This window comes from Achromobacter denitrificans NBRC 15125, from assembly GCF_001571365.1.
Classification (GTDB): Bacteria; Pseudomonadota; Gammaproteobacteria; order Burkholderiales; family Burkholderiaceae_B; genus Achromobacter; species Achromobacter denitrificans.
On the sequence record NZ_BCTQ01000036.1, the window covers coordinates 19,293 to 45,360 of the forward strand.

Sequence of the window (26,068 nt, forward strand, 5' to 3'; positions counted from 1 at the left end):
GCGTACGCAATATCATAAGAAATATGGATAGGGATGCCTTGATCATGAATAAGAAAGCGATTTCCCGGATTGCCACTGTCGCAGCGGCTGGCGCGCTGCTGGCAGGCTGCGCCGCGCCGCAGAACCCGGATCCCCGCGATCCCTGGGAAGGCTTCAATCGAGGCATCTACAAGTTCAACGACACGGTCGACCGCGCCGTCTTCAAGCCCGTGGCGCAGGCGTACACCTTCGTCACGCCGGAGCCGGTGCGCAGCTGTGTGCACAACATCTTCAGCAACGTCGGCGACCTCTGGTCGGGCACCAACAGCTTCCTGCAGGGCCGCGGCCACGACTTCGTCAACACGCTCGGCCGCTTCCTGTTCAACACCACCATGGGCGTGGGCGGCTGCTTCGACGTCGCCTCGGCCAACGGCGCGCGCCGGATCCCGAACGACTTCGGCACCACGCTGGGCGTCTGGGGCTTCGGCCAGGGCCCGTACCTGGTGCTGCCGTTCTTCGGCTCCTCCTCCGTGCGCGACGGCGCCGGCCTGATCGGCGACTACGCCGGCACGACCTACGGCTACATGGGCGTGGACGCGATCGACAACGTGCCCCTGCGCAATTCGCTGTGGGGCCTGCGCATCGTCGACACGCGCGCCAGCCTGCTGGACGCCACCGACACGGTCGACCGAGTGGCGCTCGATCCGTACAGCTTCGTCCGCGACGCCTACCTGCAGCGCCGTGCCGCCATGGTGCTGGGCCAGAAGGTGGATGACGAATCCTCCCTGCCCAACTACGAAGACGAAGGGGACGACACCCCGGCGCCCGCCGCGCCTGCCGCCCCCGCCGCTTCGCCCGCGCCGCAACCCACAGCCAAGTAAGCGGTGGCCTCGCGCCGCCGCTACCAGTAAGGAGTTTTGATGCGAGTTTTTTTTGTTTCCCTGCTGCAGCGCCTGGTTTTCGCGAGCCTCCTGGGGCTGGCGGCCACCGCGTCCGCGCAGGCCAAGCCCGATCCCAACGGCCCGCCTGACCAGTTCGTGCTGGCCGCGGCCAACGAAGCCCTCGACGTGCTCAAGGCCGATGGCGCCGTCAAGGCCGGCAACACCGCCCGGATCAACCAGGTCGTCAACGACCACATCCTGCCCTACGTCGACTTCCAGAAGACCACGCGGCTGGCCGCCGGCCGCTACTGGCGCCAGGCCAACCAACAACAGCGCACGGATCTGGCCGAGGCTTTCCGCGGCACCCTGGTGCGCACCTACAGCGGCGCGCTGACCCGCGTCACGCCCAGCACCACCGTGCGCATGCTGCCGTTCCGCGGCGATCCCAAGGCCGACGACGTGGTCGTTCGCACCCTCATCACCCAGTCCAACGGACAGCCGACCGGCGTGGATTACCGCCTGGAAAAGACCACCCAGGGCTGGAAGATCTACGACATGAACGTCGAAGGCATCTGGCTGATCGAGAACTACCGCAACCAGTTCGCCCAGCAGATCAACCAGAACGGCATCGACGGCCTGATCCAGGCGCTGAACCAGCGCAACCAGTGATTCCCCTCCAGGCTATTCCGGCCCGGCGCGCCCCATGAGGCCCGCCGGGCCGATTATTTCGGGGACAGATAAAGCGTCCATCCATACGGACCGCGGGGCCATCGCCGCGTCCCGCCGCGGGGCGCTTATATAATGAACGATTCGCTCTTTTCGGGCCAATTCCCGCCGTCATGTCCGCCGTCAGTCTAGAAAACGTCTCCAAGATCTACTCCCCGCGCCAAAGCGGCTGGCGGAAGCTGCTCGGCCGCGCGCCCGGCGCCGGCTTCCAGGCGCTGGACAACGTCAGCCTGAACATCGAGCACGGCGAGTTCTTCGGACTGCTCGGCCCCAACGGCGCCGGCAAGACCACGCTGATCTCGATCCTGGCCGGCCTGGCGCACGCGAGCTCGGGCCGCGCCACGGTCTGTGGCTACGACGTCGTGGCCGACTACAAGTCGGCGCGGCGCGCGCTGGGCGTAGTGCCTCAGGAGCTGGTCTACGACCCGTTCTTCACGGTGCGCGAAACCCTGCGCATCCAGTCCGGGTATTTCGGCCTGCGCAAGAACGACGACTGGATCGACGAAATCCTCTTCAACCTGGGCTTGGCGGACAAGGCCAATTCCAATATGCGGGCGCTGTCCGGCGGCATGAAGCGCCGCGTGCTGGTGGCGCAGGCGCTGGTGCACCGCCCCCCCGTGATCGTGCTGGACGAACCGACCGCCGGCGTGGACGTGGACCTGCGGCGCACGCTGTGGGAATTCATCTCGCGCCTGAACAAGGCCGGCCACACCATCATGCTCACCACCCACTACCTGGAAGAAGCCGAAGCGCTGTGCGGCCGGATCGCCATGCTCAAGGGCGGGCGCATCGTGGCGCTGGACACCACGCAGGCCCTGCTGGCCCGCGTGGGCGGCGTGGACCTGGAAGACGCGTTCGTCCGCATCATGCACCAGGACGAACCCGTCACCGCCGCCCTGCAACCCGAAGAGATCTCGTCATGACCCAGCCCACCGCGAGCGCCAGCCAGCCGCTGGTGCAGCCCCGCCTGGACGCGGGTTCCGGTTTTCCCACCCTGCTGCGCAAGGAATTGCTGCGCTTCTGGAAGGTCAGCTTCCAGACCATCGCCGCGCCCGTCATCACGGCGCTGCTGTACCTGCTGGTTTTCGCGCACGTGCTGGAAGGGCGCGTCATGGTGTACGGCAGCGTGCCCTACACGGCGTTCCTGATCCCCGGGCTCATGATGATGAGCATGCTGCAGAACGCGTTCGCCAACCCGTCGTCCTCGCTCATCCAGAGCCGCATCACGGGCAACCTCGTGTTCATGCTGCTGCCGCCGCTGTCGCACCGCGACATCTTCGCCGCCTACGTGCTGGCGGCCATCGTCCGCGGCCTCGCGGTCGGCCTGTGCGTCTGGGTGGTGGCGCTGTTCTTCGTGTCGCTGGTGCCCGCGCATCCGCTGTGGCTGGCGGTGTTCGCCGTGCTGGCCTGTGGCATCATGGGCGTGCTGGGCCTGATCGCGGGCCTGTGGTCCGAGAAATTCGACCAGCTCGCCGCCTTCCAGAACTTCCTGATCATGCCGGCGACGTTCCTGTCCGGTGTGTTCTATTCCATCCACACGCTTCCCGCCTTCTGGCAGAGCGTGTCCCACTGGAACCCCATCTTCTACACCATCGACGGTTTCCGCTACGGATTCTTCTCGGTGTCGGACGTCTCCCCCTGGCGCAGCCTGGCAGTGGTGACGGGGGTGTTCCTCGCGCTATCGCTTTACGCCCTGCGGCTCCTGGCCAGCGGCTACAAACTCAGGAATTGACGTCCATGCTTCCCACTCCCGCGCAAGTCCGCCAATACATCGCTGACGGCCTGCCCTGTGAACATCTCGACGTGCAAGGCGACGGCTCCCATTTCGACGCCGTCATCGTCAGCGCCGCCTTCGAGGGCAAGCGCCTCATCCAGCGCCACCAACTGGTGTACGCCGCCCTGGGCGACCGCATGAAGGCCGAGATCCACGCTCTCTCGATGCGCACCCTGACGCCCGACGAATACCGCCAGGCAGGGCAGTGATGGATAAATTACGCATCACCGGGGGCTCGCCGCTGCACGGCGAGATCTCCATCTCCGGCGCGAAGAACTCGGCCCTGCCCATCCTGTGCGCCAGCCTGCTGACGGCCGATGCGCTGTCGCTGTCCAACGTTCCGCACCTGAACGACACCGCCACCATGCTGCGCCTGCTCGGCCGCATGGGCGTGCGCGCAGAGCGCGGCGCCGACGGCGTGGTCGCGCTGCGGGCAGACCAGGTCGACAATCTGGAAGCCCCGTACGACCTGGTCAAGACGATGCGCGCCTCGATCCTGGTGCTGGGCCCACTGCTGGCGCGCTTCGGCGAAGCCCGCGTCAGCCTGCCCGGCGGCTGCACCATCGGCCAGCGTCCCGTAGACCAGCACATCAAGGGCCTGGCCGCGCTGGGCGCTGAGATCAGCATCGAGCACGGCTTCGTGGTGGCGCGGGCCAAGCGCCTGAAGGGCGCCTCCGTGCGCACCGACATGGTCACCGTCACCGGCACCGAGAACCTGCTCATGGCGGCCGTGCTGGCCGAGGGCCGGACCGTGCTGGAGAACGCCGCGCGCGAACCCGAGGTCGTGGACCTGGCCGAACTGCTCATCAAGATGGGCGCCCGCATCCAGGGCCACGGCACCGACCGCATCGTGATCGACGGGGTCGACCGGCTGCATGGCGCCGAACACCGCGTCATTTCCGACCGCATCGAGGCCGGCACCTTCCTGTGCGCCGTGGGCGCGGCGGGCGGCGACATCGTCCTGCGCAACGCCGACGCCGGCATCCTCGGCGCCACCCTGGACAAGCTGACGGAAGCCGGCCTCACCATCGAAACCGGCCCCGACTGGATCCGCGGCGCCATGTCCTCGCGGCCCCGCGCCGTGGGATTCCGCACGCACGAATACCCCGGCTTCGCCACCGACATGCAGGCCCAGGTCATGGCGCTGAACGCCGTGGCCGAGGGCACCTCGGTGATCGTCGAAACGATCTTCGAGAACCGCTACATGCACGTGCAGGAACTGCGCCGCATGGGCGCGGACATCGACATCGACGGCCATACCGCCTTCGTGCGCGGCGTGCCGCGCCTGTCCGGCGCCACCGTCATGGCCACCGACCTGCGCGCCTCGGCCAGCCTCGTCATCGCCGGCCTGGCCGCCGAGGGCGAAACCCTGGTCGACCGCATCTACCACCTGGATCGCGGCTACGACCAGATGGAAGTGAAACTGCGCGCCCTGGGCGCGAACATCCAACGCGTCACCGGCAAGGAACAGGCATGAAAAGTAATAGCCCCCACGCTACGCCTTCGGCTTGCTGCCCCCCGAGGGGGCTGCCCCGCCTTGGGGCGGCCCTGCGGCGAGGCGGCCCCCACGCTGCGCCTTCGGCTTGCTGCCCCCCGAGTGGGCGCTTTCATCTTGAGGCGGCTCAGCGATGAAAGATGCCCCCGTCACGCCCCTGACCTTGGCTTTGTCCAAGGGGCGGATCTTTGAAGAAACCATGCCTTTGCTGGCCGAGGCCGGCATCGAGGTGTCCGAGAATCCGGAAAGCTCGCGCAAGCTGATCCTTCCGACCAGCGATCCCGGCCTGCGCCTGATCATCGTGCGGGCGTCCGACGTGCCCACCTACGTCCAGTACGGCGCGGCCGACCTGGGCATCGCGGGCAAGGACGTGCTCATCGAGCATGCCAAGGAACAGCCCGGCGGCCTGTACCAGCCCATCGACCTGAACATCGCCAAGTGCCGTCTGGCCGTGGCCGTGCGCAACGGCTTCGACTACGAAGGCGCCGTCCACCAGGGCGCGCGGCTGCGCGTGGCCACGAAGTACGTGCACTCAGCCCGTGAACACTTTGCGTCCAAGGGCGTGTACGTCGACATCATCAAGCTGTATGGTTCGATGGAGCTGGCGCCGCTGGTAGGCCTGGCCGACTGCATCGTGGACCTGGTGTCCACCGGCGGCACGCTGCGCGCCAACGACCTGGTCGCGGTCGAGGACATCATGCCGATCTCCTCGCGCCTGATCGTCAACCAGGCGGCGCTCAAGACCCGCGGCGACCGCCTGCAACCGCTGCTGGATGCCTTCGAAAGAGCCGCAGCCCGCAACGCCTGACCCCCGCCCGCCGCGACGCCGCGGCGGCCGTTACCCGCTTTGCACCATGACGCCATGGCACTGATCAATCGTCTCGACTCCCGCGATCCCGGATTCCAATCCGCCCTGTCCAGGCTGCTGGCCTTCGAAGCCACCGAGGACGAGTCCATCGACCGCGCCGCGGCCGGCATCCTGGCCGACGTGCGCGCCCGCGGCGACGCCGCGCTGGTGGAGTACACGCAGCGCTTCGACCGCATGCCCGGCGCCTCCGCCGCGACGCTGGAGATCCCCAAGGCCGACTGGCATGCGGCCCTGGCCGCGCTGCCGGCCGCGCAGCGCGAAGCGCTGGAAGCCGCCGCCGACCGCGTGCGCCGCTACCACGAGCGCCAGCGCGCCGAGACCTGGACCTACACCGAGCCCGACGGCACGATGCTGGGCCAGCAGGTGACGCCGCTGGACCGCGTGGGCCTGTACGTGCCGGGCGGCAAGGCCGCCTACCCGTCGTCGGTGCTGATGAACGCCATCCCGGCCAAGGTCGCGGGCGTGCAGGAACTGGTCATGGTCACGCCCACGCCCGACGGCGTGCGCAACCCCATCGTGCTGGCCGCCGCCGCCATCGGCGGCGTGGACCGCGTGTTCGCCATCGGCGGCGCGCAGGCCGTGGGCGCGCTGGCCTACGGCACCGCCACCGTGCCGGCCGTGGACAAGATCGTCGGCCCGGGCAACGCCTACGTCGCCGCCGCCAAGCGCCGCGTCTTCGGCGTGGTCGGCATCGACATGATCGCCGGCCCCAGCGAAATCCTGGTCATCTGCGACGGCAAGACGCCGGCCGACTGGATCGCCATGGACCTGTTCTCGCAGGCCGAGCACGACGAGCTCGCGCAATCCATCCTGCTGTGCCCCGACGCCGCCTTCATCGAAGAAGTCGAGGCTGCCATCGCCCGGCTGCTGCCCACGATGCCGCGCGCCGACATCCTGCGGGTCAGCCTGGCCAACCGCGGCGCCCTGATCCAGGTCCGCGACCTGGAAGAAGCCTGCCGCATCGCCAACGACATCGCGCCCGAGCACCTGGAGATCTCCACCGAGCAGCCGGAGAAATGGACCGCGCAGATCCGCCACGCCGGCGCGATCTTCATGGGCCGCTTCAGCTCCGAGGCCCTGGGCGACTACTGCGCCGGCCCGAACCACGTGCTGCCCACCTCGCGCACGGCGCGCTTCTCGTCGCCGCTGGGCGTGTACGACTTCCAGAAGCGTTCCAGCCTGATCCAGGTTTCGCACCAGGGCGCCCAGCAGCTGGGCCGCATCGCCGCCGAACTGGCGCTGGGCGAGGGCCTGCAGGCGCACGCCGCCAGCGCCCAGTACCGGATCGACAAGCCATGAGCATCGCCGGCCGCATCGCCAGCATCGTCCGCGCGGACATCCGCGAGCTGACCGCCTATCCCGTGGCGCACGCCGAAGGCTGCATCAAGCTGGATGCCATGGAATGCCCCTACGAGCTGCCGGAGGCGGTGCGCGAGGACATTGCCCGCAGCGTGCGCGATACCCCGCTGAACCGCTACCCGGCGGCCGACCTGTCGGCCCTGAAGGGCCAGATCAAGACGGCCTTCGGCGTTCCGGACGCGGCGGACGTGCTGTTCGGCAACGGCTCGGACGAACTCATCCATCTGGTCGTGCAGGCCTGCTGCAACCCCGGCGACACCGTGCTGTCGCCCTGGCCCTCTTTCGTGTATTTCGACATGGCGGCGCGTTTCGACCACGCCCGCTTCGTCGGCGTGCCGCTGACCGAAGACCTGGCCCTGGACCTGCCCGCCATGCTGGCGGCCATCCGCGAGCATCAGCCCAAGGTGGTGTTCCTGGCCGTGCCCAACAACCCCACCGGCGGCCTGTGGCCCGATGACGCCATCCAGGCCATCATCGCCGCCGCCCCCGGGCTGGTGGTGCTGGACGAGGCCTACCAGCCGTTCGCCGGCAGCACCTGGATGCCCCAGGTGCTGGACGCGCCCAACGTGGTCGTGATGCGCACGGTGTCCAAGATCGGCCTGGCCGGCCTGCGCTTCGGCTACCTGGCCGGCCACCCCGCCTGGGTCGCCGAACTGGACAAGGTGCGTCCGCCCTACAACCTGGATGTGCTGACCCAGGCCACGTTGTCGGCCGTGCTGCGCCACAAGGCGGTGCTGGACGAACAGGCGGCCCGGCTGCGCGCCGACCGCGAGCCGCTGGCGGCCGCCCTGGCCCAATTGCCCGACGTACGGGTATTCCCTTCCGCCGGAAACTTCGTACTTGCCCGCTTTTCCGGCAAGCTGGACGGCAACGCCGTGCATCTTGCGCTGAAAACGCGCAAAATATTGATTCGCAACTTCTCCAATGCCCATCCGCTACTGGCCAATTGCCTGCGCATCTCGGTGGGCACCCCGGCTGAAAACGCCGCCTTGCTATCCGCCTTGCAAGCGATTTTGAGTGCTTAACATGCGTACCGCAGAGATCACCCGCAACACCAACGAAACCCGCATCCGCGTGGCCATCAACCTCGATGGCACGGGCAAGCAGACGATCGACACCGGCGTCCCCTTCCTGGACCACATGCTGGACCAGATCGCGCGCCATGGCCTGATCGATCTCGACATCAAGGCCGAGGGCGACCTGCATATCGATGCGCACCACACGGTGGAAGACGTGGGCATCACGCTGGGCATGGCCATCGCCCGCGCCGCCGGCACCAAGGCCGGCCTGCGCCGCTACGGCCATGCCTACGTGCCGCTGGACGAAGCGCTGTCGCGCGTGGTGGTGGATTTCTCGGGCCGTCCCGGCCTCGAATACCACATCCCGTTCACCCGCGCCCGCATCGGCGACTTCGACGTGGACCTGACCCGCGAATTCTTCCAGGGCCTGGTCAACCACGCCCTGATCACGCTGCACATCGACAATCTGCGCGGCTTCAATGCCCACCACCAGGCGGAAACGGTGTTCAAGGCCTGTGGCCGCGCCCTGCGCATGGCGCTGGAAGTCGACCCGCGCATGGGCGACGTCGTGCCCTCCACCAAAGGCGTGCTGTAACGTTCGCGATCCCACCGCTCCAGGCAGAAAGAAGTGACCACTATCGCCATCGTCGACTACGGAATGGGCAATTTCCATTCCGTCGCCCGCGCCCTGAAGTACGCCGCCCCCGACGCGGACGTCCGCATCTGCAACCAGCCCCAGGAGATCGCCGCGGCCGACCGCGTCGTATTCCCGGGGCAGGGCGCGATGGCGGACTGCATGCGCACCCTGAATGAATCCGGCCTGCGCGAGGCCGTCGTGCGCGCCGCGCGCGAAAAGCCGCTGCTGGGCGTCTGCGTGGGCGAACAGATGCTGTTCGACTCCAGCGAGGAAGGCGGCACGGCCTGCCTGGGCCTGTTTCCCGGCGTGGTCCGCCGCTTTTCGGGCCCGCGTTTCGCCGACCCGCTGGCCGCCGACGAGGCCTGCCTGGCCGACACCGGCGCCGCGGGGCTGGCCGACACCGCCTCCGAGCGCCTCAAAGTGCCGCACATGGGATGGAACAAAGTCCGCCAGACGCGCTCTCATCCTATCTGGGCCGGCATTCCGGACGAAACGCACTTCTATTTCGTCCATAGTTACTACGCCGACCCGGCGGATCCCGACCTGACCGTTGGTGAAACCGATTATGGCGTCGCCTTTACCTGCGCAGTGGCGGCAGCTAACATTTTCGCGGTGCAGTTTCACCCCGAAAAGAGCGCCGAGCACGGTTTGCGCCTGTATCGCAATTTTGTAGACTGGCAGCCGTAGGCCCTGGCCTGCGCCCGCCCGCCCATTCAACCCATATTTTTCTCGCTGCCCACCATGCTGCTGATCCCCGCCATCGATCTCAAAGACGGGCGCTGCGTGCGCCTGCGCCAGGGTGACCTGGACGATGCAACGGTGTTCTCCGAAGACCCCGCCGCCATGGCCACCCGCTGGCTGGACCAAGGCGCCCGCCGCCTGCACCTGGTCGACCTGAACGGCGCCGTCGCCGGCAAACCCAAGAACGAAGCTCCCATCAAGGCGATCCTGGACGCCGTGGGCGACGATATCCCCGTGCAGATCGGCGGCGGCATTCGCGACCTCGACACCATCGAACGCTACCTCGACGCAGGCATCTCCTACGTGATCATCGGCACGGCCGCGGTCAAGAACCCCGGCTTCCTGCAAGACGCCTGCGGCGCCTTCCCGGGCCAGATCATCGTCGGCCTGGACGCCCGCGACGGCAAGATCGCCACCGACGGCTGGAGCAAGCTGACCCGCCACGACGTGCTCGATCTCGCCAAGAAGTTCGAGGACTACGGCTGCGAAGCCATCATCTACACCGACATCGGCCGCGACGGCATGCTGTCGGGCGTCAACGTCGAAGCCACGGTCCGCCTGGCCCAGCACGTGCGCATCCCCGTCTACGCCTCGGGCGGCATCGCCGGCATCCAGGACATCGAAGCCCTGTGCGCCGTCGAGGAAGAGGGGGTCGAAGGGGCCATCCTGGGCCGCAGCATCTACGAAGGCACGCTCGACTTCCAGTCGGCGCAGGCCCGCGCCGACGAATTGGCAAAATGACCGACTCCAGCAGCACCACCGGCACCAGCGCGCCGGCCCCCAGCGCGCTGACCCGCCGCATCATCCCCTGCCTCGACGTCACTGCCGGGCGGGTGGTCAAGGGCGTGAACTTCGTCAACCTGGCAGACGCGGGCGACCCCGTCGAAATCGCCCGCCGCTACAACGAGCAGGGCGCCGACGAACTCACGTTCCTGGACATCACCGCCACCAGCGACGGCCGCGATCTCATCCTGCCCATCATCGAGCAGGTGGCCTCGCAGGTCTTCATCCCGCTGACGGTGGGCGGCGGCGTGCGCCAGGTGTCCGACATCCAGCGCCTGCTCAACGCCGGCGCCGACAAGATCAGCATCAATAGCGCGGCCGTGGCCAATCCGGAGCTGGTCCGCGCCGCCTCCGACTACCACGGCTCGCAATGCGTGGTGGTGGCGATCGACGCGCGCCGCGTGTCGGCCGCGGGCGAGCCCGCCCGCTGGGAGGTCTTCACCCATGGCGGCCGCAAGGCCACCGGGCTGGACGCCGTGGCCTGGGCGCGCCGCATGGCCGCCTATGGAGCCGGCGAAATCCTGCTCACCAGCATGGACCGCGACGGCACCAAGTCCGGTTTCGACCTGGAACTCACGCGCGCCGTCTCGGACGCCGTGCCGGTGCCCGTCATCGCCTCGGGCGGCGTGGGCTCCCTGCAGCATCTGGCCGATGGCGTCACCGCCGGCCGCGCCAGCGCCGTCCTAGCCGCCAGCATCTTCCACTTCGGCCAGCACACCGTGGGCGAATGCAAGCGCTTCATGGCTGAACAGGGCATCCCTGTAAGGTTGTGACCCCCCCCGGAGCGCCTTCGGCGCTTCCCCCCGGGGGGGCGCCGCTGCGGACCGGCAAAGCCGGCTCCGCGCGGCCAGGCTGATGGCGCATCGTTTGATGATGACGGGATGGCCTTCGAATGCACGGAAGCGGTGGAACACCCCGGTTTGGGGCGGTTTACGCGTGCAACAAGGTATTGCCGTAAGATTATGGATCGCGCCGCGCTGGTTTTGGGTGCTGCGCGCGGGACTATGGATAGAGAAATGAGCAACGAACCCGCCTGGCTGGCCGACGTCGTTTTCGACGAAAACGGCCTGATCCCCGCCATCGCGCAGGACGCCGACAACGGCCAGATCATGATGGTGGCCTGGATGAACCGCGAATCGCTGGCCGAGACCGCGGCCACCGGCCGCGCCGTGTACTGGTCGCGCTCGCGCCAGCGCCTGTGGCGCAAGGGCGAGGAATCCGGCCATGTGCAGCAGGTGCATGAACTGCGCCTGGACTGCGACGGCGACGTGATCCTGCTCAAGGTGCACCAGGAAGGCGGCATCGCCTGCCATACCGGCCGCGCCAGCTGCTTCTACCGCCGCCTGGAAGGCCAGACCGACCAGGCCACCTGGGTCACGGTGGACCCCGTGCTCAAAGACCCCGAACTGATCTACAAATGACCGACCAAGCCGCTAGCGCCGCCGAGATCCTGGCGCGCATCGCCGACACCCTGGAAACCCGCCTCCCCCAGAATGGCGGCGATCCGCAGGCCTCCTATTCCGCCAAGCTGCTGGCCAAGGGGCCCGACGCCTTCCTGAAGAAGATCGGCGAAGAAGCCACGGAGCTGGTCATGGCCGCCAAGGACGGCGTGCCGGACCGCATCGTCAGCGAAACCGCCGACCTGTGGTTCCACTGCCTGGTCGCGCTGACCCATTTCAACCTCCGTCCCGAAGACGTGCTGGCCGAACTGGCCCGCCGCGAAGGGATGTCGGGCCTGGCGGAGAAGGCCAGCCGCCCGCAAGACTGACCACGGAAACCCGGAAAATGAGCGACAACTGTATCTTCTGCAAGATCGCCGCTGGCGATATCCCGTCCAAGAAGGTCTATGAAGACGAGGATTTTGTTGCGTTCCACGATATCAATCCGGCCGCGCCGGTACATTTGTTGCTCATCCCTCGACGTCATGTCACATCCATGCAGGATATTACGGGCGAGGACGCAGGTTGGTTGGGTAGAATGATGTCATTGGCGCCGCGGCTCGCCGCCGAAAACGGTTGCCGGCCAGGCCCTGATGGCGGATTTCGCATCATGATCAACTCCGGCGTCGAAGGCGGCCAGGAAGTCCCGCATCTGCATTTCCACATCATTGGCGGCTCGCGCCCCTGGAAAGGGCGCGTGGCCCCCACCGCGTAATTCGGAGAAACATCATGGGTAGTTTCAGCATTTGGCACTGGTTGGTCGTTCTGGTCATCGTGGCGCTGATTTTCGGCACCAAGAAGCTGCGCAACATCGGTTCGGACCTCGGCGGAGCGGTCAAGGGTTTCAAGGAAGGCATGAAGGACGCCAACGGCGACAACAAGCCGGCGGAACCGATCGCGCAGCAGCGCGTCTCCGGCGAAACCATCGACGTGCAGGCCAAGGAAAAATCCAACTCCTGAGCCTCCGCCTGTCTCCCGGGCCCGCCCTGACCGGGCCGGCCCTCTTCGCATCAACTTCCAAGCGGCCGTCGAATGTTTGATGTCAGCCTCACTGAACTGATGGTGATCGGCGTCGTCGCCTTGATCGTCATCGGACCCGAACGCCTGCCCAAGGTGGCCCGCACCGTCGGCCACCTCCTCGGGCGCGCGCAACGTTACGTCAATGACGTGAAGTCCGATATCCAGCGCGAGATCGAACTCGACGAACTGCGCAAGTTCAAGAACGAAATGGAAGATGCCGCCCAGGGCGTGCAGCAGTCCCTGAACGAGACGCAAGCCTCGCTCCAGGAACCGGTGCAGCAATTCCGCGCCGAACTCGACGAAGTCGCCCGCGCCGCCAGCGGCAAGGCCACGCCCGAGGTCGCCGGGGAAACGCCCGCCGAGGCCGCTCGCACCATCGCCCCGCCCGGCCAGAACCACAGCCTGGACCTGGATCTTCCGCCGGTGGCCGAGCCCGTGCCGGCCTCCGCTGCCCCGCAACCCGCCCCGGCGCCCAGCGCGCCCAAGGCCGACGAGGCCAAGCCCGTCTCGCCCTCCGGAACACCGACGTGACCCAGGACGCCTCCCAAGAAGAAGGCCAGCAGGAGACCTTCATCTCCCACCTGGTCGAGTTGCGCACCCGACTGCTGCGCGCCGTCGCGGCCGTGGTCGGCGTGTTCATCGTACTGTTCATCTACCCCGGCGCGTCGGCCATCTACGACGTGCTGGCCCAGCCCATGCTGGCCTCGCTGCCGGAAGGCACGCGCATGATCGCCACCGGCGTCATCACGCCGTTCATGGTGCCCGTGAAGGTCACCATGATGGCCGCGTTCATCGTGGCCTTGCCCGTGGTGCTGTACCAGGCCTGGGCTTTCGTGGCGCCGGGGCTGTACAAGCACGAAAAGCGCCTGGCGCTGCCGCTCATCGTCTCCAGCACCTTCCTGTTCATCGCGGGCATGGCGTTCTGCTATTTCGTGGTGTTCCGCACGGTGTTCCACTTCATCGCCACGTTCGCGCCGCAGTCCATCACCCCGGCGCCGGACATCGAGGCCTATCTCAGCTTCGTCATGACCATGTTCATGGCGTTCGGCATCACCTTCGAAGTGCCCGTGGCGGTCGTGCTGCTGGTGAAGATGGGCGTAGTCGAGCTGTCCAAGCTGAAGTCCGCCCGCGGCTACGTGGTGGTGGGCGCGTTCATCATCGCCGCCGTGGTCACCCCGCCCGACGTGGTCAGCCAGTTCATGCTGGCCGTGCCCCTGTGCCTGCTCTACGAGATCGGCCTGATCTGCGCCCGCATGGTCACGCCCAAGCCGGACGCGGCGGACGACGCCGGCTCCGGTTCCCTGACCGAGCGCCAGTAAGCCATCCCGACGGTCCCGCTTTCAAGCAGGACCGTTTCACGTTGTGAGCCACAGGCCGCAAACCTAAATTGCAGCCATGTCACTCGCCCAACGGCTGCACACCCTGATGCGGTGGCGCGGCATCAAAAGCCAGAACCAACTGGCGCGCATCTCCGGCGTGCCGCAGTCCTGCATCCACCGGATCCTCACCCGCGAAGACTGCTACTCGCCCTCGCGGATCACCTTGCAACGCCTGGCCCGCGCGCTGGACACCTCCGTGCCATGGCTGACCGACGGCGTGGTGCCCAGCGCAGCGGCCGCGGCGCCCGGCGGCGCCCACCCGCCGGCCGAGGCCGCCGACGGCTACTTCACCGAAATCCGCGCGCTGCTGCACCAACAACCCGAAAGCACGAAGAAGGCCGTGCTGCAGGCGGTGCGCCTGATGGTGAAGGGCCCCGCCACCTAGGGTTCGCGCGAGCAGTGCGCCGGCCTCAGCGAGGCTTGCCCGGACGCGTGCCCACCACCACCGCCAGCTCCACCGGCTTGCCGCCGCGCAGGATGCCCAGCGTGGCCCGCTGGCCGGGCGGCAACTGCGCGATCTCGGACAACAGGCTGGTGGTGTCGGCCATGCGCTTGCCATTGACCGACTGGACGATATCGCCCACGCGCAGGCCGCCGCGCGCGGCGGGCCCATCCCGCATCACGCCGGCGATGATCACGCCCGTCGTATTGCGGTCCAGTTCGAACGCGCGCGCCAGTTCCGGCGTCACATCCTGCGGCTCCACGCCCAGCCAGCCGCGCTTCACGCCCCCGGTCCTGACGATCTCGTCCATGACCTTGCGCGCGATTTCGATCGGCGTGGCGAAGCCGATGCCCATCGATCCGCCGGATTCGGAATAGATGGCGGTATTGATGCCCACCAGGTTGCCGGCGGCGTCGATCAGCGCCCCGCCCGAGTTGCCCGGATTGATGGCCGCGTCGGTCTGGATGAAATGCTCGTAGGTATTCAGCCCCAGCCCGTTGCGCCCCAGCGCCGACACGATGCCCTGCGTCGTGGTCTGCCCCACGCCGAACGGGTTGCCGATGGCCAGCACCACGTCGCCCACGCGCAGGCCCCGGTCGGGCGCCAGCGTGGCGGCGGGCAGGGCGCGCAAGGTGGCCAGCCTGAGCACGGCGAGATCGGTGTCGGGGTCCGCGCCCACCACCTTCGCCACGTCGCGGCGGCCGTCGGTCAGGGCCACCTCGATGGCGTCGGCGGCCTGCACGACGTGGTAATTGGTCAGCACGTAGCCGTCCTGGTTCACGATCACGCCGGAGCCCAGGCTGGTCGAGGCCTGGCGCCGCGTCACGCCGGGCACCTGGCCGAACAGCTGGCGCAGCACCGGATCGTCGGGCAGCGGGATCAGCGGCACGTTCACATGCTTGGTGGTGTATACGTTGACCACGGACGGCGCGGCGCGGGCCACGCCGTCGGCATAGGATGCTACCCCCGCGCTGCGGGTGACCGGCGGCCTGACGGACGCGGCGGCGGCCTGCGGCCCCGCCGCCGGGCCGGCCAGCCGCAGCAGGTCGGGCCGCAGGGTCGTGACCACGAATAGAATACCCAGGCAGACCGTGACGGCCTGAGCGAAGATCAGCCAATATCGGCGCATGTTTCTGATAGGACTAGCAATGAGTAAAGTGGACTCCCGCGTCCTGGCCAATTGGCTGGACGACACCCTGCAAGCGGCGCGCTTCAAGGACTATTGCCCCAATGGGCTGCAGGTGGAAGGCCGGCCGGAAATCGGACACATTATCGCCGGAGTCACCGCCAGCGAAGCCCTGCTGCGCGTGGCGGTCGAACGCGGCGCGGATGCGGTGCTGGTGCACCACGGCTGGATGTGGCGCAACGAGGACCGCCGCGTCATCGGCACGCGCCGCACGCGCATGGCCCTGACCCTCAAGAACGATCTCAACCTGTACGCCTACCACCTGCCGCTGGACGCGCACCCCACGCAGGGCAACAACGCCCAGCTGGCCCGCGTGCTGGGCCTGGCTCCGGCGCTGCGCGAGGACGGCGCGCCGCGCACCTGTGGGGCGGACAACCTCGTCTGGCTGGGCGACGCCCCCGGCCTGCAGACGCTGGGCCAGCTGGGCGAGCGCGTCGCCGAGCGCCTGGGCCGCCAGCCGCTGGTGGTGGGCGATCCCGACCAGCCGCTGGCGCAGGTCGCCTGGTGCACGGGCGGGGCCCAAGGCATGCTGTCCGACGCGGTCGACGCGGGCGCCAGCGCCTACATCACGGGCGAAGTGTCCGAATCCACCGTGCACCTGGCGCGCGAGACCGGCGTGGGCTTCATCGCCGCGGGCCACCACGCCACGGAACGCTACGGCGTCCAGGCGCTGGGACAAGCCGTGGCGGAGCGCTTCGGGATTACCGTCGAGTTCGTGGATATCGACAACCCCGCGTAGAGCGAGGGAGAGGGAGGGCCCCCACGCGGCGCACGCGATGCGTGCTTGCTGCCCCCCAAGGGGGCGCTTTTTCCTTGGGGCGGCCCGGCGGAAAAAGGGGCCCCCACGCCGCGCGCGCCATGCGTGCTTGCTGCCCCCATCCGCCCCCGAAAGGGGCGTTTTCATTTCCTGGCGCTCAAACGAGCGGCGGATGCTCCGGGAAAACCAGGGGGTGCGATCAAGGCGGCGGCGGGGCGTCGCACCTGGTCAATCGTGGTTCTCTCCCTGTCAACTCCGAGGCGCGCTCGCCGCCCTAGCATTCGATCCAGCAGCCCGCGGTCCGGCCTTTCCCGACCAGGCTCCCTCTCCCGGATCACACAGAATGCTGACACTCCACGACCACCCGCGCTCGGGCAATTGCTACAAAGTCCGGCTCTTTCTGGCGCTTATCGGCAAGGACTATCGAAGCAACTTCGTCGATGTGCTGGCGCGCAAGAATCAGACGGAAGAATTCGAGCGCATCAGCGCGTTTCAGCAGATTCCCGCGCTGACCGATGGCGACCTCGCCCTCTGGGACAGCCACGCCATCCTGCTCCATCTGGCCCATCACTACGCGCCCGCCTGGCTGGCGCCGCTGTCCCGGGTCGGGGCCATGCACGCCTGGATATCGGTATCCGCCAACGAGATCGCCAACAGCCTGCAACCGCTGCGGCTGACCCGCGTGGTCGATAACGCCGAGGCCGCGCACCACCTGGGGGTAAGCGAGGCCTTGCTCGACGTGCCGGGCATGCAGCAGCGCACCGACCGCGTCCTGCGCCGACTGGACAGGCGCCTCGCGGACCACGACTGGCTGGCCGGCACCGGCACCCCGACCGTGGCCGATATCGCCTGCTACGGATACCTGGCGCTGGCCGAAGAAGCAGCCATCGACATGTCGGCCTATCCGGCGATCGACGCATGGCGCGCGCGCATCCGGCAACTGCCGGGCTATGTGCCGCCGGGCGCATAAGCCGCGCGCGGCAACGGAAAACCAATCAAAAGACAAGGGAGAAGACATGGAAGCCATTCAGGCAGCAGAACCCATTTCCGGGACCAGCAAGAAACCCAACCTGTTCCGCGTGGCCGTCGCCACCGTGGTCGGCACCGCCGTGGAAGCCTTCGACTTCCTCGCCTACGGGACGGCCGCCGCGCTGGTATTCAACAAGCTGTTCTTTCCGCAGTTCGATCCGGTGACCGGCACGCTCGCTGCCTTCGGCGCTTTCGCCAGCGGCATGCTGGCCCGGCCCATCGGCGGGCTCATATTCGGCCACTTCGGCGACCGCATCGGGCGCAAGTCGATGCTGACGCTGAGCCTGTTATTGATGGGCATATGCACCGTGCTCATCGGCCTGTTGCCGACCTATGAACAGATCGGCATCTCGGCCGCGGTGCTGCTGGTCGTGCTGCGTATCGGACAGGGGCTGTCGTTCGGCGGCGAGATGGGAGGCGCCATGCTGATGGCGGTCGAACATGCGCCGCCCAAGTGGAAGGCGCTTTTCGGCAGCCTGCCGCTGGTGGGCGCGCCCTTGGGCATCCTGCTGTCGGTAGGCTCCTTCGCGCTGGTGACGAGCCTGCCCGAGGAGGACTTTCTCTCCTGGGGCTGGCGCCTGCCCTTCCTCGGCAGCGCCGTGCTCATCGTCGTCGGGCTCTTCATTCGCCATGGCATCGACGAATCGCCGGAGTTCGAGAAGGTCAAGCGCGAGAAGGCGCAGGCCCGCCAATCCCTCGACGACAAGCTGCCCCTGCGCGAACTGCTGCGCGCGCACGGCAAGTCGCTCCTGCTGTGCATAGGCTGCAAGATCGCCGAGGTGACCCTCATCTACACCTTCCTCGTGTTCTCCGTGTCCTATGCCGTGTCCAGGCTGGGGTTCGCGCGGGCGGACGCCCTGCATGCCTTGCTCTACGGCGCCGGCGTGCTGGTGTTCACCATCCCGCTCTTCGGCCTGCTGGGCGACCGGATCGGCGCGCGCCGCGTTTGCGGCTGGGGCGGGATGCTCCTGGGCGTGATGGGCATCCCGATCTTCCTGGCGGTGGGCAGCGGTTCGCTCGCGGCCTACAGCATCGCGGTCTTCATCGCCATGGCCTTCAACTACGCGATCATGATCGCGCCGCAGTCGCGCCTCTACAGCGTCCAGTTCCCGCCCGAGCTGCGCTATTCCGGGCTGTCCATCGGGGTCCAGTTCTCCGCCGCCATCGGAGGCGGCCTGGCGCCCTTGATCTCGGCCACGCTCGTGCAGAAGTTCGACAGCATCCTGCCTGTCGGCATCTACCTGGCGTTTCTCGGCGTGGTCGCCGGCGCATCGGCCTTCCTCATGAAGCCCACGCCCCAGGACATGCGCCCCGGCTGAAACGCCGGCCTTCCGCGCGGCGCGGGCTACGCGCCGCCGGAACCGCGGCTCGTCGTCTTGCGATACAGCGCCGGCGGCATGCCGAAGCGCTCATGGAAACGGCGGATGAAATGACTCGCGTGCTGGAAGCCGCAAGACGCGGCGATCTCCTTGACCTCGACGTTCGCCCGCGCCGGGTCCTCCAGCGCTTCCCGCGCGAGCTGCAGGCGGCGTTCGCGCACGTAGCTGGTGTATTGCAGCCCGCGCATCTTGAACAGCCGGTGCACCCAGCGGGGCGTAACGCGCAGCACGTCCGCCACCGCCTGCACCGAGAGCTCCGGGTCGGTGATGTGGGCTTCGATATAGCTGGCCAGCACCTGCCAGTTGTCGGCCGGCCCCCGCGCCGCCCCCGGTATCTTCTCCAGCGCCTGGCTGGTGTAGATCGAGGCCAGCAAGGCGAGGAGCGCCTGCTCGGCAAACAGCGACGAGGTGGGATTGGACTCCGCCTTGTCGAAGAACACGTGATGCAGGCAGCGATGCGCCGTCTGCACCATCGGCAGGCTGGCCACCGCGCGCTGCGCGGTGAACTGCGACATTGCGAGGCTGTGCGAGCCGAGCAGGCGCGAAAGCGGCCCCTTGACCACCACCAGGCGCGAGTCCGTGTACATCTGGATCTCGGAGGGCAGCGCGGTCGTGCGGAAGATGATGTCCCCGGGTTCCAGGGCCAGCCGGGCATCGTTCTGCACGATGGCGCCATGCCCCGCGATCACGAAGCTCGCGAGGAATTCCGCGCGCGACAAATCGGCGGCGTGCTCGGCGCGGTGATGCACGCCTATCGGCGTGGCCTCCAGGCTCACCACCAGTCCGCCGGCGCGCAGCCTACAGGCCTGCAATTGCAGTCTCGGCTGCGCCGTCAGCGCCCGGAATTCTCCCGGCAGGACCAGCTTGTCCAGCTCGCGCTCGTAGCCGGATATCTCCTGCGCGTAGAAGGGGCGGAACTGCGGCGCGAAGTTGAGATCGGCCTCGGACCAGGCAGGCCGGGCGGGGGGAGTCGTCGTGGGGCTGGCGCGTGGCATTGCTCGGAACACTCGGTCGGGCCGGCCTGCGACGGCCGGGAAAGCGCCTCCGCTCCTGTCGCATTGAGTCAACCCGCGTTCGGGATCGGTCAATTGAACGGAACTGAGACGAGCGTGTAATGAGCCATTATCCCCAAGGAGACCCCATGCTAGACAAACAAGCCCATTCCGACGCCTTCTTCGCGCGCTCCGCGAACAAGCTCGACTTCGGAAACTGGGACGAGAAGGAGAAAGTGGCGTTGAGCTGCCGCATCCTCGCCAGCGAAGGCCATTCGGAAACGCTGGCGGGCCAGATCACGGTACGCAACGACGACGGCACCTTCCTCACCACGCCCCTGGCCCATGCGTTCGACGAAATCGTCCCGGCCTCGGTCATCCGCATCAATGAGGACATGGAGGTGCTCGACGGCCCGGGCACGCCCAACCCCGCCGTGCGCTTCCATTTCTGGGTATACCGCCAGCGCCCCGACGTGCGCTGCATCATCCACACGCACCCGCCCTACGTATCGACCCTGTCCATGACCGGCAAGCCGCTGGTGGTGTCGCACATGGACGCCACGCCGTTCCACAACGACTGCGCCCATCTGAAGGAATGGCCCGGCCTGCCCATCGCCGACCAGGAAGGCGAAATCATCTCGCAGGCCTTGGGCGACAAGCGGTGCATTCTGCTGGCCAACCACGGATTCCTGGCCGCGGGGACCGGCGTGGAGGAAGCGCTGTACCTGGCGGTGCTGATGGAGCGCGCCGCCCGCAATCAGCTGCTGGCCGCCGCGGCCTATGGGGAAGTGCAGCCGGTCAACGACGAGCTGGCCGCCGAATCCCATGACTTCCTGCTCAAGCCGAGCATCGTCCGCGCCAGTTTCGCCATGTTCGCGCGCCGCGTGGAGCGGCGGATGGCGGCGGGGTGAGACCCGGGGCCCGGCATCCGCGCGATCCCGGGCCCTGCGAATCCGCAATCCAGCCTGGCGAGCGGTCGCGGCAGGCCGGATCCGGAAAGATCCTGCTTACTTTTTGAGCAAATCGCGGATTTCGCGCAACAGGGCGACGTCCTCGGGCGTGGCGGCGGGCGCGGCCGGCGCCTCTTCGGCCTTGACGCGGGCCTTGTAGATGGCCTTGACCATCCAGAAGATCACGAAGGCCAGCAACACGAAGTTGATGATGATCGTGATGAAGTTCCCCCAGGCGAAGACGTTGGCGCCCGCCTTGGTGAGATCGGCATACGTCATCGGGCCGCTATAGCCCTGCGGCATCGACAACACCAGGAACTTGTTCGAAAAATCGACCGAACCGCCAAGCACGAAATTGACCAGCGGCATGACGATGTCCTTGACCAGCGAATCGACGATCCTGCCGAACGCCGCGCCGATGATGACACCGACAGCCAGGTCCACCGCATTGCCTTTTACAGCGAAATCTCGGAATTCTTTGACGAAACCAGTCGCTTTGCTCATAAAAGCACTCCCTTCGTGATACGCCCCCCAGTGGGCTGGCGCTATAATACGCGGTTGCTATGTTGTTACATATTCCCGCGAAGCCGATGCCGCAGAAGTGATGCTACTCGTAGAGCGGGCGCATCAACAAGGATAGGAAGATGAGTCAGGATACGCTGGTGCATGATGATGACGGTGCGGTTGATCCAAACCTGCCGCCCGATCCTTCGCGACGTTTCTGGGTAACCACCGCCTGTGCTGTGGGTGGCGTAGCAGGTGTCGCAACGGCAATACCGTTGGTGAGCACGTTTTCTCCTTCTGAAAAAGCCCGCGCGGCCGGGGCCCCCGTCGAAGTGGATATCGGCGACATTCCCGTCGGCACCATGAAGACGGTTGAATGGCGCGGGAAACCGGTATGGATCATCCACCGGTCGCCCGAACAGCTCGCCGGTCTGAAGACCCAGGACGCCTTGCTGGCCGATCCTGATTCCAAACGCCCCGGCTTCACGCCCAAATACGCCGAAAACGAAGGCCGCTCGCGCAAGCCCGAGATCTTCGTCTGCGTCGGCATCTGCACCCATCTGGGCTGCTCGCCTACCTCGCACTTCGAAACGGGCGGCGGCGGCGGCTTGGGCGCCAACTGGCAGGGCGGTTTCCTCTGTCCGTGCCACGGTTCCACATTCGATCTCGCCGGCCGGGTCTACAAGAACAAGCCCGCTCCCGACAACCTCGAAGTCCCGCCGTACCAGTATCTCAGCGACACCCGCATCATCGTGGGCGTCGATGAAGACAACAAGGCCTGACGCTCGCGTCGCGCTTTTTCCCGAAATTACGTAAGTAAATCCGCATTACGCCACGTGAGAGAAGGAGCCGTTACATGGCTGGCGAGAAAACCGTCGAGACGACAGGCCTGTTGGGCTGGCTGGACCGGCGCTTCCCGGTGACCTCCACCTGGAAAGCCCATCTGTCCGAATACTACGCACCGAAGAATTTCAACTTCTGGTATTTCTTTGGTTCACTGGCCCTGCTGGTGCTGGTGTTGCAGATCGTGACCGGCATCTTCCTGGTCATGCACTACAAGCCGGATGCCGAACGCGCGTTCCAATCCGTCGAATACATCATGCGCGAAGTCCCGTGGGGCTGGCTGGTGCGCTACATGCACTCCACCGGCGCGTCGATGTTCTTCGTCGTCGTGTACCTGCACATGCTGCGCGGGCTGCTCTACGGTTCCTACCGCAAGCCGCGCGAACTGGTGTGGATCTTCGGCGTCGCGATCTTCCTCTGTCTGATGGCGGAAGCCTTCTTCGGCTACCTGCTGCCCTGGGGCCAGATGTCCTACTGGGGCGCCCAGGTGATCGTGAACCTGTTCGCGGCCATTCCCTTCATCGGTCCCGAGCTGTCGATCTGGATCCGCGGCGACTATGTCGTGTCGGACGCCACGTTGAACCGCTTCTTCGCCTTCCACGTCATCGCGATTCCGCTGGTGCTGGTCGGCCTGGTCGCCGCCCACCTGGTGGCGCTGCACGAGGTCGGCTCGAACAACCCGGACGGCATCGAGATCAAGCAGGGTCCGAAGGACAAGTACGGCCGCCCGAAGGATGGCATCCCGTTCCACCCGTTCTACTCGGTGCATGACCTGATGGGCGTGGCGGGCTTCCTGCTGGTGTTCGCGTTCATCGTGTTCTTCGCGCCGGAAATGGGCGGGTACTTCCTGGAGTTCAACAACTTCATCCCCGCCGACTCCCTGAAGACGCCTCCGCACATCGCTCCGGTCTGGTACTTCACGCCGTTCTACTCGATGCTGCGCGCCACCACCGACGAATTCACCTGGGTGCTGGCGGGCGCTTCCGTGCTGGGCGCCATCGCGCTGCTCGTCAAGAGCAACCTGAAGGGCTTCATGCGCATCGCCGTCCCCGGCATCCTGATCGTCGTGGCCGTGCTGCTGCGCGCGATCGACGCCAAGTTCTGGGGCGTGGTCGCCATGGGCGGCACGGTCGTCATCCTGTTCTTCCTGCCCTGGCTGGACCATTCCCCGGTCAAGTCGATCCGCTACCGCCCCACCTGGCACAAGTGGATCTACGGCATCTTCATGGTCAACTTCCTGGTGCTCGGCTACATCGGTACGCAGCCGCCCAGTCCGCCGTTGAACATCACGTCGCAGATCGGCACGCTGCTGTACCTGGCATTCTTCTTCCTGATGCCGGTCTGGAGCCGCCTTGGCACCTTCAAGAAAGTGCCCGAGCGCGTTACGTTCCACGCCCACTGAGCCCACCAGATAACGGACTGACCATGATCAAGAAGCTGATTGGTGCCGTGGCCTTGATGCTCACGTGTACCGCCACTCTCGCCGCCGGAGGCGGCTACCCGCTGGACAAGGCTCCGTACCGCGTCAACGACATGTCGTCGCTGCAGAACGGAGCCAAGCTGTTCGTCAACTACTGCCTGAACTGCCATAGCGCGTCCTCGATGCGCTACAACAAGCTCAAGGACATCGGGCTGACCGACCAGCAAATCAAGGAAAACCTGCTGTTCACCGGCGAAAAGGTGGGCGACATGATGAATGTCGCCATGACCGCCAAGGACGCCAAGCAATGGTTCGGCACGACGCCCCCGGACTTGTCCGTGATCGCGCGCGCCAAATCCGTGAACGCCGGCCCCTCGGGTGCCGACTACATCTACACCTACCTGCGCACCTTCTACCGCGACACGTCGCGCGCCACGGGCTGGAACAACCTGGTCTTCCCGGCCGTGGGCATGCCCCACGCCCTCTGGGAAGTCCAGGGTCCGCGCGAGCTCACGACCGTCGCCATGCACGAAGTCGAAGGCAAGGAAGGCGCCCCCAAAACCTGGGAACGCGTCACCACGGTGTACGATGCACAGGGTTTTTCCACGGTCAAGGCCGAACCGGTAGCCAACTACCAGGGCCATGCCACCTTCGATGCCAAATTCAAGGCCGCCAACCCGGCCCAAGTCGCAACATACGACAACGACATCGCCGATCTGACCGCGTTCATGTCCTGGATGGCCGAGCCCGTCCAGACGTTCCGCGTTCGTCTCGGTGTCGGCGTCATGTTGTTCCTGCTGCTGTTCTTCCTGGTTACTTGGCGCCTGAATGCCTCGTACTGGAAACACGTGCGCTAACCGCAACGCCCCGCCAGGTTTTCCGCCGTCCCCGGCTGCAAATGGGGACGGAATCGGCGGATAGGGCCGTACGCCTATCCCGCCTGGCAATTGGGGCCAGCGCCTGCTAGATTAAGGCGCTGGCCTTTCGTTTTTCATAAAGGACTTACCGCCATGATGGTGCTCTATTCCGGAACCACGTGTCCGTTTTCGCAACGCTGCCGTTTCGTGTTGTTCGAAAAAGGCATGGATTTCGAGATCCGCGACATCGACCTGTACAACAAGCCCGAAGACATCTCGGTGATGAACCCGTACGGTCAAGTGCCCATTCTGGTCGAACGCGACCTGGTCCTGTACGAGTCGAACATCATCAACGAGTACATCGACGAGCGCTTCCCGCACCCGCAGCTCATGCCCGCCGACCCGGTCATGCGCGCCCGCACCCGCCTGTTCCTCTACAACTTCGAGAAGGAACTGTTCGTCCACGTCTCGACGCTCGAAGACCGCAGCGCCAAGCCCGACGAAAAGAAGCTGGCCAACGCGCGCCAGAACATCCGCGACCGCCTGGCCCAGTTGGCCCCCATGCTGCTGAAGAACAAGTACATGCTGGGCGAGGAATTCTCCATGCTGGACGTGGCCGTGGCCCCGCTGCTGTGGCGCCTGGACCACTACGGCATCGAACTGCCCAAGAACGCGGCTCCGCTGCAAAAGTACGCCGAACGCATCTTCTCGCGTCCGGCCTATATCGAAGCGCTGACGCCTTCGGAAAAAGTGATGCGTCGTTGAGGCTGGTTGCGTGATGGGTGAAACTTCGACCAAACCGTATCTGATCCGCGCGCTGCATGAATGGTGCACCGACAACGGCTACACGCCGTACATCACCGTGCAGGTCGACGAGCACACCATGGTGCCCGTCGCCCACGTGCGTGACGGACAGATCACCCTGAACGTGGGAACGCTGGCCACCAACCGCCTGGTGCTGGGCAATGAGTTCATCGAATTCCAGGCCCGCTTCAGCGGCGTGACCGAGAACGTCTACGTTCCCGTGGGGGCCGTCAGCGCCATCTACGCGCGCGAAACCGGCGCGGGCATGGGCTTCGAAGTGCAGCCCTACGAACCGCCGGCCGCCGGCGCCCAGGGCACGGCGGCCACCGCCGCGCCCGAAGGCTCCGACGCCACCGCGCCCAGCGACGACGGCGGAGACGACGACGAACCCAAGCGTCCGCGCCTGACCATCGTCAAATAAAGCCTGCCTTCCCGGGGCCGTATTTTTCATCGCCGAGAAGCTTCGGCATGAAAAACGCCCCTCGGGAAGCAGCGAGCCGAAGGCGCGGCGTGGGGTCTTGTTTTTCATTACAATGCAGACCCTGCGCGTGCCCCGGCACGCATCGCCGGTGTAGCTCAGTTGGTAGAGCAGCTCACTTGTAATGAGAAGGTCGAGGGTTCGATTCCTTTCACCGGCACCAATTCGAAGCAGACGATCAAAAACCCGCATCAGCCAAGGCGATGCGGGTTTTTTATTGTTGTACAGCCGCGGCAGCCCGAATGGATGGGAGATACTCGGCCTCGGCCTGGCCCTCCGTCTGATTTGCCGCTTCCCGGCAGCAAGGCCTGATTCCTCCAGTGTAAC

Annotated in this window: 32 protein-coding genes and 1 tRNA gene; 30 read left to right on the forward strand and 3 right to left on the reverse strand. The window is 66.4% G+C overall.

Translation table 11 applies throughout. The features are described 5' to 3' along the window. The first annotated feature begins 44 nt into the window (after positions 1-44). The 20 genes from ADE01S_RS24305 to ADE01S_RS24400 all read left to right on the forward strand — a co-directional run bounded on the left by ADE01S_RS24305 (position 45) and on the right by ADE01S_RS24400 (position 14,485). Entirely contained in the window at positions 45-860 is an 816-nt protein-coding gene (locus ADE01S_RS24305) for an MlaA family lipoprotein (RefSeq protein ID WP_062684357.1), read from the forward strand. A gap of 39 nt (positions 861-899) precedes the next feature. Beyond that, entirely contained in the window at positions 900-1,529 is a 630-nt protein-coding gene (locus tag ADE01S_RS24310; RefSeq protein ID WP_062684313.1) for an MlaC/ttg2D family ABC transporter substrate-binding protein, read from the forward strand. 170 nt (positions 1,530-1,699) lie between these two features. Next, complete coding sequence (locus ADE01S_RS24315) at positions 1,700-2,509, forward strand: ABC transporter ATP-binding protein (RefSeq protein ID WP_062684314.1); 810 nt, start codon at positions 1,700-1,702, stop codon at positions 2,507-2,509. After that, entirely contained in the window at positions 2,506-3,318 is an 813-nt protein-coding gene (locus tag ADE01S_RS24320) for an ABC transporter permease (protein ID WP_062684315.1), read from the forward strand. The genes ADE01S_RS24315 and ADE01S_RS24320 overlap by 4 nt, the downstream gene beginning before the upstream one ends. A gap of 5 nt (positions 3,319-3,323) precedes the next feature. Then, the gene (locus ADE01S_RS24325) at positions 3,324-3,569 is read left to right on the forward strand and encodes a BolA family protein (protein ID WP_043545032.1); all 246 of its coding nucleotides are present in this window, start codon (positions 3,324-3,326) and stop codon (positions 3,567-3,569) included. Then, the gene (murA, locus tag ADE01S_RS24330; RefSeq protein ID WP_062684316.1) at positions 3,569-4,837 is read left to right on the forward strand and encodes a UDP-N-acetylglucosamine 1-carboxyvinyltransferase; all 1,269 of its coding nucleotides are present in this window, start codon (positions 3,569-3,571) and stop codon (positions 4,835-4,837) included. The genes ADE01S_RS24325 and murA overlap by 1 nt, the downstream gene beginning before the upstream one ends. A gap of 151 nt (positions 4,838-4,988) precedes the next feature. Then, on the forward strand, positions 4,989-5,663 hold the full coding sequence (gene hisG / locus ADE01S_RS24335) for an ATP phosphoribosyltransferase (protein ID WP_062684317.1): 675 nt from the start codon (positions 4,989-4,991) through the stop codon (positions 5,661-5,663). 54 nt (positions 5,664-5,717) lie between these two features. Continuing rightward, positions 5,718-7,022, forward strand: a complete 1,305-nt coding sequence (gene hisD, locus ADE01S_RS24340; RefSeq protein ID WP_062684318.1) for a histidinol dehydrogenase — start codon at positions 5,718-5,720, stop codon at positions 7,020-7,022. After that, positions 7,019-8,107 (forward strand): histidinol-phosphate transaminase, encoded by a 1,089-nt coding sequence (hisC, locus tag ADE01S_RS24345; protein ID WP_062684319.1) that lies wholly within the window; start codon positions 7,019-7,021, stop codon positions 8,105-8,107. Before hisD ends, hisC begins: the two co-directional genes overlap by 4 nt. A gap of 1 nt (position 8,108) precedes the next feature. Then, complete coding sequence (gene hisB / locus ADE01S_RS24350; RefSeq protein WP_062684320.1) at positions 8,109-8,696, forward strand: imidazoleglycerol-phosphate dehydratase HisB; 588 nt, start codon at positions 8,109-8,111, stop codon at positions 8,694-8,696. A 33-nt stretch (positions 8,697-8,729) separates the two neighbouring features. After that, a complete protein-coding gene (gene hisH, locus ADE01S_RS24355; RefSeq protein ID WP_062684321.1) occupies positions 8,730-9,425 on the forward strand; it encodes an imidazole glycerol phosphate synthase subunit HisH in 696 nt (231 codons plus the stop codon). 54 nt (positions 9,426-9,479) lie between these two features. Next, complete coding sequence (gene hisA, locus ADE01S_RS24360; RefSeq protein WP_062684322.1) at positions 9,480-10,220, forward strand: 1-(5-phosphoribosyl)-5-[(5-phosphoribosylamino)methylideneamino]imidazole-4-carboxamide isomerase; 741 nt, start codon at positions 9,480-9,482, stop codon at positions 10,218-10,220. Further along, the gene (hisF, locus tag ADE01S_RS24365) at positions 10,217-11,035 is read left to right on the forward strand and encodes an imidazole glycerol phosphate synthase subunit HisF (RefSeq protein WP_062684323.1); all 819 of its coding nucleotides are present in this window, start codon (positions 10,217-10,219) and stop codon (positions 11,033-11,035) included. The genes hisA and hisF overlap by 4 nt, the downstream gene beginning before the upstream one ends. 243 nt (positions 11,036-11,278) lie before the next feature. Beyond that, a complete protein-coding gene (gene hisI, locus ADE01S_RS24370) occupies positions 11,279-11,683 on the forward strand; it encodes a phosphoribosyl-AMP cyclohydrolase (RefSeq protein ID WP_062684324.1) in 405 nt (134 codons plus the stop codon). After that, the gene (locus tag ADE01S_RS24375; RefSeq protein ID WP_062684325.1) at positions 11,680-12,030 is read left to right on the forward strand and encodes a phosphoribosyl-ATP diphosphatase; all 351 of its coding nucleotides are present in this window, start codon (positions 11,680-11,682) and stop codon (positions 12,028-12,030) included. Before hisI ends, ADE01S_RS24375 begins: the two co-directional genes overlap by 4 nt. Positions 12,031-12,047: 17 nt before the next feature. Continuing rightward, complete coding sequence (locus ADE01S_RS24380) at positions 12,048-12,416, forward strand: histidine triad nucleotide-binding protein (protein WP_062684326.1); 369 nt, start codon at positions 12,048-12,050, stop codon at positions 12,414-12,416. Positions 12,417-12,430: 14 nt separating this feature from the next. Next, positions 12,431-12,661, forward strand: a complete 231-nt coding sequence (gene tatA / locus ADE01S_RS24385; RefSeq protein WP_062684327.1) for a Sec-independent protein translocase subunit TatA — start codon at positions 12,431-12,433, stop codon at positions 12,659-12,661. A 72-nt stretch (positions 12,662-12,733) separates the two neighbouring features. Next, positions 12,734-13,252, forward strand: coding sequence for a Sec-independent protein translocase protein TatB (tatB, locus tag ADE01S_RS24390; RefSeq protein WP_062684328.1), 519 nt, complete (start codon positions 12,734-12,736; stop codon positions 13,250-13,252). Continuing rightward, positions 13,249-14,040, forward strand: coding sequence for a twin-arginine translocase subunit TatC (gene tatC, locus ADE01S_RS24395; RefSeq protein ID WP_062684329.1), 792 nt, complete (start codon positions 13,249-13,251; stop codon positions 14,038-14,040). Before tatB ends, tatC begins: the two co-directional genes overlap by 4 nt. A 76-nt stretch (positions 14,041-14,116) precedes the next feature. Further along, positions 14,117-14,485, forward strand: a complete 369-nt coding sequence (locus ADE01S_RS24400) for a helix-turn-helix domain-containing protein (protein WP_062684330.1) — start codon at positions 14,117-14,119, stop codon at positions 14,483-14,485. 25 nt (positions 14,486-14,510) lie between these two features. Here ADE01S_RS24400 and ADE01S_RS24405 read toward each other — a convergent pair whose 3' ends face one another. Continuing rightward, positions 14,511-15,671, reverse strand: a complete 1,161-nt coding sequence (locus tag ADE01S_RS24405; RefSeq protein ID WP_062684331.1) for a trypsin-like peptidase domain-containing protein — start codon at positions 15,669-15,671, stop codon at positions 14,511-14,513. A 19-nt stretch (positions 15,672-15,690) separates the two neighbouring features. Here ADE01S_RS24405 and ADE01S_RS24410 point away from each other — a divergent pair, with 19 nt between their 5' ends. The 3 genes from ADE01S_RS24410 to ADE01S_RS24420 all read left to right on the forward strand — a co-directional run bounded on the left by ADE01S_RS24410 (position 15,691) and on the right by ADE01S_RS24420 (position 18,833). Then, the gene (locus ADE01S_RS24410; protein WP_062684332.1) at positions 15,691-16,467 is read left to right on the forward strand and encodes a Nif3-like dinuclear metal center hexameric protein; all 777 of its coding nucleotides are present in this window, start codon (positions 15,691-15,693) and stop codon (positions 16,465-16,467) included. A gap of 361 nt (positions 16,468-16,828) precedes the next feature. Further along, positions 16,829-17,455 carry a glutathione S-transferase family protein gene (locus ADE01S_RS24415; protein ID WP_062684333.1) on the forward strand — a complete coding sequence of 209 codons (627 nt, stop codon included), beginning with the start codon at positions 16,829-16,831 and terminating at the stop codon, positions 17,453-17,455. A gap of 46 nt (positions 17,456-17,501) precedes the next feature. Then, positions 17,502-18,833, forward strand: a complete 1,332-nt coding sequence (locus tag ADE01S_RS24420) for an MFS transporter (RefSeq protein WP_062684334.1) — start codon at positions 17,502-17,504, stop codon at positions 18,831-18,833. Between the two features lie 26 nt (positions 18,834-18,859). Here the strand turns inward: ADE01S_RS24420 and ADE01S_RS24425 are convergent, their stop codons facing one another. Beyond that, entirely contained in the window at positions 18,860-19,888 is a 1,029-nt protein-coding gene (locus ADE01S_RS24425) for an AraC family transcriptional regulator (RefSeq protein ID WP_062684335.1), read from the reverse strand. 146 nt (positions 19,889-20,034) lie between these two features. On the opposite strand from ADE01S_RS24425, the gene ADE01S_RS24430 reads away from it, so the two are divergent. Continuing rightward, positions 20,035-20,796: an aldolase gene (locus tag ADE01S_RS24430; protein WP_062684336.1), complete on the forward strand. Its 762-nt coding sequence runs from the start codon at positions 20,035-20,037 to the stop codon at positions 20,794-20,796. Between the two features lie 96 nt (positions 20,797-20,892). Here ADE01S_RS24430 and mscL read toward each other — a convergent pair whose 3' ends face one another. After that, a complete protein-coding gene (mscL, locus tag ADE01S_RS24435; RefSeq protein ID WP_062684337.1) occupies positions 20,893-21,339 on the reverse strand; it encodes a large conductance mechanosensitive channel protein MscL in 447 nt (148 codons plus the stop codon). A gap of 140 nt (positions 21,340-21,479) precedes the next feature. On the opposite strand from mscL, the gene petA reads away from it, so the two are divergent. From petA to ADE01S_RS24465, 6 genes are all read left to right on the forward strand, one after another. Next, positions 21,480-22,121: a ubiquinol-cytochrome c reductase iron-sulfur subunit gene (gene petA, locus ADE01S_RS24440; protein WP_062684338.1), complete on the forward strand. Its 642-nt coding sequence runs from the start codon at positions 21,480-21,482 to the stop codon at positions 22,119-22,121. Positions 22,122-22,195: 74 nt separating this feature from the next. After that, the gene (locus ADE01S_RS24445) at positions 22,196-23,584 is read left to right on the forward strand and encodes a cytochrome b (protein WP_062684339.1); all 1,389 of its coding nucleotides are present in this window, start codon (positions 22,196-22,198) and stop codon (positions 23,582-23,584) included. Positions 23,585-23,607: 23 nt separating this feature from the next. Further along, a complete protein-coding gene (locus ADE01S_RS24450; protein WP_062684340.1) occupies positions 23,608-24,459 on the forward strand; it encodes a cytochrome c1 in 852 nt (283 codons plus the stop codon). Between the two features lie 153 nt (positions 24,460-24,612). Beyond that, positions 24,613-25,224 (forward strand): glutathione S-transferase N-terminal domain-containing protein, encoded by a 612-nt coding sequence (locus tag ADE01S_RS24455; protein WP_006388039.1) that lies wholly within the window; start codon positions 24,613-24,615, stop codon positions 25,222-25,224. Positions 25,225-25,237: 13 nt separating this feature from the next. Continuing rightward, positions 25,238-25,684 (forward strand): ClpXP protease specificity-enhancing factor, encoded by a 447-nt coding sequence (locus ADE01S_RS24460; protein WP_062684341.1) that lies wholly within the window; start codon positions 25,238-25,240, stop codon positions 25,682-25,684. Between the two features lie 144 nt (positions 25,685-25,828). Next, positions 25,829-25,904 (forward strand) — tRNA-Thr (locus ADE01S_RS24465). Positions 25,905-26,068: the final 164 nt, after the last annotated feature.

Excerpts from the sequence above, each read along its gene's own strand:
- hisA (WP_062684322.1), top strand. The coding sequence starts at position 9,480 with ATGCTGCTGATCCCCGCCATCGATCTCAAAGACGGGCGCTGCGTGCGC.
- hisD (WP_062684318.1), top strand. The coding sequence starts at position 5,718 with ATGGCACTGATCAATCGTCTCGACTCCCGCGATCCCGGATTCCAATCC.
- hisB (WP_062684320.1), top strand. The coding sequence starts at position 8,109 with ATGCGTACCGCAGAGATCACCCGCAACACCAACGAAACCCGCATCCGC.
- ADE01S_RS24430 (WP_062684336.1), top strand. The coding sequence starts at position 20,035 with ATGCTAGACAAACAAGCCCATTCCGACGCCTTCTTCGCGCGCTCCGCG.
- hisI (WP_062684324.1), top strand. The coding sequence starts at position 11,279 with ATGAGCAACGAACCCGCCTGGCTGGCCGACGTCGTTTTCGACGAAAAC.
- ADE01S_RS24425 (WP_062684335.1), bottom strand. The coding sequence starts at position 19,888 with ATGCCACGCGCCAGCCCCACGACGACTCCCCCCGCCCGGCCTGCCTGG.
- ADE01S_RS24375 (WP_062684325.1), top strand. The coding sequence starts at position 11,680 with ATGACCGACCAAGCCGCTAGCGCCGCCGAGATCCTGGCGCGCATCGCC.
- ADE01S_RS24445 (WP_062684339.1), top strand. The coding sequence starts at position 22,196 with ATGGCTGGCGAGAAAACCGTCGAGACGACAGGCCTGTTGGGCTGGCTG.
- ADE01S_RS24405 (WP_062684331.1), bottom strand. The coding sequence starts at position 15,671 with ATGCGCCGATATTGGCTGATCTTCGCTCAGGCCGTCACGGTCTGCCTG.
- ADE01S_RS24310 (WP_062684313.1), top strand. The coding sequence starts at position 900 with ATGCGAGTTTTTTTTGTTTCCCTGCTGCAGCGCCTGGTTTTCGCGAGC.
- ADE01S_RS24380 (WP_062684326.1), top strand. The coding sequence starts at position 12,048 with ATGAGCGACAACTGTATCTTCTGCAAGATCGCCGCTGGCGATATCCCG.
- ADE01S_RS24315 (WP_062684314.1), top strand. The coding sequence starts at position 1,700 with ATGTCCGCCGTCAGTCTAGAAAACGTCTCCAAGATCTACTCCCCGCGC.
- tatA (WP_062684327.1), top strand. The coding sequence starts at position 12,431 with ATGGGTAGTTTCAGCATTTGGCACTGGTTGGTCGTTCTGGTCATCGTG.
- ADE01S_RS24325 (WP_043545032.1), top strand. The coding sequence starts at position 3,324 with ATGCTTCCCACTCCCGCGCAAGTCCGCCAATACATCGCTGACGGCCTG.
- murA (WP_062684316.1), top strand. The coding sequence starts at position 3,569 with ATGGATAAATTACGCATCACCGGGGGCTCGCCGCTGCACGGCGAGATC.
- ADE01S_RS24410 (WP_062684332.1), top strand. The coding sequence starts at position 15,691 with ATGAGTAAAGTGGACTCCCGCGTCCTGGCCAATTGGCTGGACGACACC.
- ADE01S_RS24305 (WP_062684357.1), top strand. The coding sequence starts at position 45 with ATGAATAAGAAAGCGATTTCCCGGATTGCCACTGTCGCAGCGGCTGGC.
- ADE01S_RS24420 (WP_062684334.1), top strand. The coding sequence starts at position 17,502 with ATGGAAGCCATTCAGGCAGCAGAACCCATTTCCGGGACCAGCAAGAAA.
- hisG (WP_062684317.1), top strand. The coding sequence starts at position 4,989 with ATGAAAGATGCCCCCGTCACGCCCCTGACCTTGGCTTTGTCCAAGGGG.
- tatB (WP_062684328.1), top strand. The coding sequence starts at position 12,734 with ATGTTTGATGTCAGCCTCACTGAACTGATGGTGATCGGCGTCGTCGCC.
- hisF (WP_062684323.1), top strand. The coding sequence starts at position 10,217 with ATGACCGACTCCAGCAGCACCACCGGCACCAGCGCGCCGGCCCCCAGC.
- hisC (WP_062684319.1), top strand. The coding sequence starts at position 7,019 with ATGAGCATCGCCGGCCGCATCGCCAGCATCGTCCGCGCGGACATCCGC.
- ADE01S_RS24455 (WP_006388039.1), top strand. The coding sequence starts at position 24,613 with ATGATGGTGCTCTATTCCGGAACCACGTGTCCGTTTTCGCAACGCTGC.
- ADE01S_RS24400 (WP_062684330.1), top strand. The coding sequence starts at position 14,117 with ATGTCACTCGCCCAACGGCTGCACACCCTGATGCGGTGGCGCGGCATC.
- ADE01S_RS24320 (WP_062684315.1), top strand. The coding sequence starts at position 2,506 with ATGACCCAGCCCACCGCGAGCGCCAGCCAGCCGCTGGTGCAGCCCCGC.
- petA (WP_062684338.1), top strand. The coding sequence starts at position 21,480 with ATGAGTCAGGATACGCTGGTGCATGATGATGACGGTGCGGTTGATCCA.
- ADE01S_RS24415 (WP_062684333.1), top strand. The coding sequence starts at position 16,829 with ATGCTGACACTCCACGACCACCCGCGCTCGGGCAATTGCTACAAAGTC.
- mscL (WP_062684337.1), bottom strand. The coding sequence starts at position 21,339 with ATGAGCAAAGCGACTGGTTTCGTCAAAGAATTCCGAGATTTCGCTGTA.
- ADE01S_RS24460 (WP_062684341.1), top strand. The coding sequence starts at position 25,238 with ATGGGTGAAACTTCGACCAAACCGTATCTGATCCGCGCGCTGCATGAA.
- ADE01S_RS24450 (WP_062684340.1), top strand. The coding sequence starts at position 23,608 with ATGATCAAGAAGCTGATTGGTGCCGTGGCCTTGATGCTCACGTGTACC.